This window comes from Lutibacter sp., assembly GCF_040883305.1.
Classification (GTDB): Bacteria; Bacteroidota; Bacteroidia; order Flavobacteriales; family Flavobacteriaceae; genus Lutibacter.
The window spans coordinates 1-4,865 of sequence record NZ_JBFLKT010000232.1; the positions used below are offsets into that span (position 1 = coordinate 1).

The following is a 4,865-nucleotide window of genomic DNA, read 5'->3' on the forward strand; positions in this document are numbered from 1 at the left end:
TAATTGTAAATATTGATGTAATGCTTGCTACACGAAAAATGAGGAGTAAAGATTTGGCAGAAAAGATTGGAATAACAACAGCAAACTTATCCATTCTAAAATCGGGTAAGGCTAAAGCGATTCGATTTTCTACTTTAGAAGCAATTTGTAAAGAGTTAGATTGTCAGCCATCGGATATTTTAGAATATTCTTCAGATATATCTAAGGATATTTAGTAAATTTAGATTTTAAATCTAATTACAATGCCAATATACAGACATTCTTTTCAATCTAAATTACCAGAAGTACCAACTTCAATATTTTCTGTAATGAGTGCTTTAGCTCACAAAGAAAATGCCCTTAATTTATCGCAAGGATTTCCAGATTTTGAAAGTGATAAAAAGCTAATTGAATTGGTAAATAAGGCTATGGTTACTGGTAAAAATCAATATGCGCCAATGCCTGGTATTTTCACTTTGAGACAAGCAATTGCCAATAAAATGGAATATTTATATGGTGTTTCTTACAATCCTGAAACTGAAATAACGATAACAGCAGGAGCAACACAAGCAATTTTTACTGCCATTGCCGCTACAGTTAAAAAAGATGATGAAGTACTAATTTTTAAACCCGCTTACGATTGTTACGAACCAACAATAGAGCTTTTTGGAGGAAAGGTAATTTCAGTTCAGTTAGATCCTGAAGATTTTAAAATTGATTGGAAATTAGTAAAAAGTTTAATTTCTGAGAAAACCAGAATGATTATTGTGAACACACCACACAATCCTTCAGGAAGAATATTGTCGGCAATAGATATGTTGCAATTAGAAAACATATTAAAAGACACCAATATTTTGTTATTAAGTGATGAAGTTTATGAGCACATAATTTTTGATGATGAAATACATCAAACAGCTGCACTATATCCAGCATTGTCAGAAAGAACCTTTATTACTGCATCTTTTGGAAAAACATTTCATAATACGGGCTGGAAAGTTGGTTATTGTTTGGCTCCAAAAGAATTAATGGCTGAATTTAGAAAAGTGCATCAGTTTAATGTGTTTAGTGTAAATCATCCAACACAGGTTGCATTAGCGGAGTATTTAAAAACACCGAATAATTATTTACAATTAAATAATTTCTATCAACAAAAAAGAGACTTATTTTTAAGTTTAATTAAAGATGCTCGTTTTGAATTTACACCATCAAAAGGAACATATTTTCAATTGTTAAATTTTAAAAATATTACTACTGAAAGTGATTACGATTTTGCAATTCGATTAACAAAAGAACAAAAAATTGCAAGTGTTCCAATTTCGGTTTTTAATGAAAATGGATTAGATACTAAAGTTTTACGTTTTTGTTTTGCAAAAACAGACGAAACCATAAAAAAAGCAGCAGAAATACTATGCAACATTTAAAAATCGCTTTAATACAAGCAGATTTGGTTTGGCAAAATGCGAAACAAAATCGGATTAAATTTTCAAAAAAAATAAATAATATAACTGAAACGGTTGATTTAATTGTGCTTCCTGAAATGTTTACCACAGGTTTTAGTATGCAACCTCAAAAAATTGCTGAGTATATGGTTGGTGATACTGTTAAATGGATGCAACAAATTGCTTCAGAAAAAAAAACAGCTATTTGCGGTAGTTTAATTATTTCAGAAAATAAGAATTTTTACAATCGGTTTATTTTTGTGCATCCTTCCGGTAAAATTGAATATTATAACAAACGTCATTTATTTACATTGGCAGGTGAACATACAGTGTACACTCCTGGAAAAGAAAAAATTATTATTGAATATAAAGGATGGAAAATTTGTCCGTTAGTTTGTTATGATTTACGTTTTCCGGTTTGGGCTAGAAATGTTGAAAATTATGATGTTTTAATGTATGTTGCTAATTGGCCAAAACCAAGAATTTCAGCTTGGGATACCTTGTTAAAAGCGCGTTCCATTGAAAATATGTGCTATACAATAGGTGTGAATAGAGTAGGGATTGATACCAATAATTTGGAATATAATGGACATACCGCAGCATATAATTGTTTGGGAGAACAAGTTGCGAAGACTCAAGAAAATACAGAGGATATTGTAATTGTTTCTTTAGAAAAAAATCATATTTCTGAAATTAGAACCAAATTAAATTTTCTAAGTGATAAAGATATTTTTGAAATAACATAATAAAATTTAGAGTACGTTATGCTGAACTTGATTGAGCATCCCATCAAACTTTTAAAAAAATTTAAACCTAATAGATCTCAAAGACCTATTAGGTTTGTTAACTCTATACTAAGTCAACGGATTCATCCATTTAAACTCATATTTTGTACTTGGAATTACAATTCTTTCTGTAATTCTATACATGCGGTCTGGTAGTTTCATTAAATAATCTCTTGCCTTTTCAGCTTCGGCGGTTAAACCAGTAATTTTATCAATTTCCCAAGTAGCATTTAATTTTCTAATAATATCTACATAATCAAAACCTGTATAAACACCAGCGCGCTGGGCTACAACAGAAAACTGATCGAATAAAGTTCCTTTTTCTTCAAAAGAATGTCTTAAATGCATTGCAGGCATTACAATTTTATGTTTCATCATATATTGAAAAGCCAACATCATTTCACTTGGGTCGTGCTGAAAAATTTGACGAACAAATTCTGTATATGCCAAATGATGACGCATTTCGTCACCAGCAATAATTTTTGACATTTTAGCTAATAATTTATGTCCGTTTTTACGTGCAATTTTAGCTACATTATTATGAGAAACAAACGTTGCTAATTCTTGAAAACTGGTATACACAAAGTTTTTATAAGGATCACGCGCAGTACCGATATCAAAACCATCACTAATTAAATGTTGGGTTGTTATTTCCATTTCGCGCATATTTACACGTCCGGATAAGTATAAATATTTATTTAACACATCTCCGTGCCTGTTTTCTTCTCCAGTCCAAGCTCTAATCCATTTTGCCCAACCATTATCGCCACCGTTAGCGCTGTGTTGCGAAATTCCTTCAACATCTAGAAGCCAAGATTCGTATGTAGGTAGCGCTTCTTCTGTAATAGTATCCCCAACTAAAACTACCCAAAAATCATCGTCCATTTCTTTAGACAATTCTCTAATTTCTTTTACTTCATCAATAAATTTTTCGCTTTGAGAATTTGGTAAAAAATCTGTTGGTTGCCAGATTTTTTCAGGTGTAATTAAGAATTTTTCTACAAAAGTATCTATATTCTTTTCTAGGGTTAGCATTACCTCTAACCGGATATTGTGTAATGACATGTCTTATTTTTTTAGTAGTAGGCCGCTAAATTACGGAATTTTTTATGGAGCTTTCTACTTTTTTAAATAAGTCTTCAAATTTTAGGGAACTTGCTTCTATTGGTTCGTGAAACTCAAAAGTAACTTTTACGCCAACTTCTAAAGGGAACATTCCGTATTTATTAAGTTTCCAGCAGTTGTTTATAGAAACTGGAATTACATAAGCAGAAGGTGCAAATTTGGTAAGCATTTTTAAGCCATTTTCTGAAAAACGTTTTGGAACTCCGTCTTTACTTCTTGTACCTTCAGGAAAAATTACGGCTGCATAATTGTTTTCTTCAATATATTTTCCAAAATCTCTAATTGCTGTTAAAGATTGTCTTGGATCTTTTCTATCAATTAAAACAGAACCTCCATGTCTTAAATTATAAGAAACACTTGGAATCCCTTTTCCTAATTCAATTTTTGAAACAAATTTTGGATGTTGTTTTTTTAGATAACATGAAATAGGACAAATATCATGCATACTTTGGTGGTTGGAGACAATTATTAAAGGAACGTCTTTTGGAATTGGGTACTTATTAATAAATTTTATGCGAGTTCCTAATATGTACAAAAGGTACGTAAGTGTGCAATTCATTAAATCAACTGCAATTTTGTGTCCTTTGTATTTACCAACATTAAAACCAATCCATTGTAATAAGTGAAAAATTAACAATAAAATTCCATAAAAAAGATAGAAGATTGGGGAAAGTATGTATGAAAGTATTTTTTTCATGTGTCTATATTATTATTATTTTTTAATGGTCACCTGCTGTTCGCTACTTGCCTGTTTGGCAGGCAGGTTTGTTATTTCATGGAATGATAAACTTTTTAAATCGCTCGTTTCATATTAAAAAATATAAAAAGGTTATTTTAAAAGTAAATTTTAAAACAACCTTCAGTTTTTATTAGTTAGAAAACCATAAGTCCCAAGGAATCCTACTTAAAATTAAAATTAATGCAATTGTATAAAATATGGCAATAGTTTTAAATTTTGCAGCGTCGGTAGTTTTCTTTTTGTGTTTAGAAAACCCGATTGTTATTAAAGTAATAGCAATAATACCTACCAAAGGGTGTTCTACTAAAACTTTTCTTAAATCGCTGTTTTTCATAACTTCTCCCATCCCGGCTGCACGCATGGTATCGTAAAAAGATGATAAATAGTAGGCAACAAATCCAAAAATTAGTTGAATATGAGATGCGATTAAGGCAAACAATGCAATTCGTAAATCTTTAGCTTCAAATTTTTTGTTGGCTCTTAAACCTAAAAAGGCATTAACAATGGCGAAAATTAATACAATAAGAACTATATAAGCCCAGTAAGAGTGAATCATTTTAATCATAATAGTTAGTTTTAAATTGACGCAAAAATATAGAATTTTTAATTATTACAAGAATTTTAATAATACTATAAAAAAAAGCCACTTCTGCAAGTGGCTTTTTAGAAAAGTATTTATTCTTTTTTAAATAGGTCTATCGTTAAACGGATACGATGCATTAGCAACGCAATCTAGTATGCGTCTTCTTTCTCGGTTGTCTATTAATCTGTATTTGTATTTCCAGTTATTTACAATAA

At 30.4% G+C, this 4,865-nt stretch carries 6 protein-coding genes; 3 read left to right on the forward strand and 3 right to left on the reverse strand.

Going from position 1 to position 4,865, the window contains the following annotated elements; genetic code table 11:
- Positions 1-2: 2 nt before the first annotated feature.
- Genes AB1Z17_RS07230 through AB1Z17_RS07240 form a run of 3 tightly spaced genes read left to right on the forward strand, consistent with a single transcriptional unit; the run spans position 3 to position 2,164 of the window.
- Positions 3-215, forward strand: coding sequence for a helix-turn-helix domain-containing protein (locus AB1Z17_RS07230; RefSeq protein ID WP_368051130.1), 213 nt, complete (start codon positions 3-5; stop codon positions 213-215).
- Between the two features lie 27 nt (positions 216-242).
- Positions 243-1,400 carry a methionine aminotransferase gene (locus AB1Z17_RS07235; RefSeq protein ID WP_368051132.1) on the forward strand — a complete coding sequence of 386 codons (1,158 nt, stop codon included), beginning with the start codon at positions 243-245 and terminating at the stop codon, positions 1,398-1,400.
- The gene (locus AB1Z17_RS07240) at positions 1,388-2,164 is read left to right on the forward strand and encodes an amidohydrolase (protein ID WP_368051133.1); all 777 of its coding nucleotides are present in this window, start codon (positions 1,388-1,390) and stop codon (positions 2,162-2,164) included. Before AB1Z17_RS07235 ends, AB1Z17_RS07240 begins: the two co-directional genes overlap by 13 nt.
- A 108-nt stretch (positions 2,165-2,272) precedes the next feature.
- Here the strand turns inward: AB1Z17_RS07240 and AB1Z17_RS07245 are convergent, their stop codons facing one another.
- The 3 genes from AB1Z17_RS07245 to AB1Z17_RS07255 form a co-directional block, all read right to left on the reverse strand.
- Positions 2,273-3,268: an acyl-ACP desaturase gene (locus AB1Z17_RS07245; protein ID WP_368051134.1), complete on the reverse strand. Its 996-nt coding sequence runs from the start codon at positions 3,266-3,268 to the stop codon at positions 2,273-2,275.
- Positions 3,269-3,293: 25 nt separating this feature from the next.
- On the reverse strand, positions 3,294-4,025 hold the full coding sequence (locus AB1Z17_RS07250; RefSeq protein ID WP_368051135.1) for a lysophospholipid acyltransferase family protein: 732 nt from the start codon (positions 4,023-4,025) through the stop codon (positions 3,294-3,296).
- 172 nt (positions 4,026-4,197) lie between these two features.
- Positions 4,198-4,632 carry a hypothetical protein gene (locus AB1Z17_RS07255; protein WP_368051136.1) on the reverse strand — a complete coding sequence of 145 codons (435 nt, stop codon included), beginning with the start codon at positions 4,630-4,632 and terminating at the stop codon, positions 4,198-4,200.
- Between the last annotated feature and the right edge of the window lie 233 nt (positions 4,633-4,865).

Bases quoted from the DNA above. Each gene is read 5' to 3' on its own strand.
- AB1Z17_RS07255 (WP_368051136.1), bottom strand. From the start codon at position 4,632: ATGATTAAAATGATTCACTCTTACTGGGCTTATATAGTTCTTATTGTA.
- AB1Z17_RS07240 (WP_368051133.1), top strand. From the start codon at position 1,388: ATGCAACATTTAAAAATCGCTTTAATACAAGCAGATTTGGTTTGGCAA.
- AB1Z17_RS07245 (WP_368051134.1), bottom strand. From the start codon at position 3,268: ATGTCATTACACAATATCCGGTTAGAGGTAATGCTAACCCTAGAAAAG.
- AB1Z17_RS07250 (WP_368051135.1), bottom strand. From the start codon at position 4,025: ATGAAAAAAATACTTTCATACATACTTTCCCCAATCTTCTATCTTTTT.
- AB1Z17_RS07235 (WP_368051132.1), top strand. From the start codon at position 243: ATGCCAATATACAGACATTCTTTTCAATCTAAATTACCAGAAGTACCA.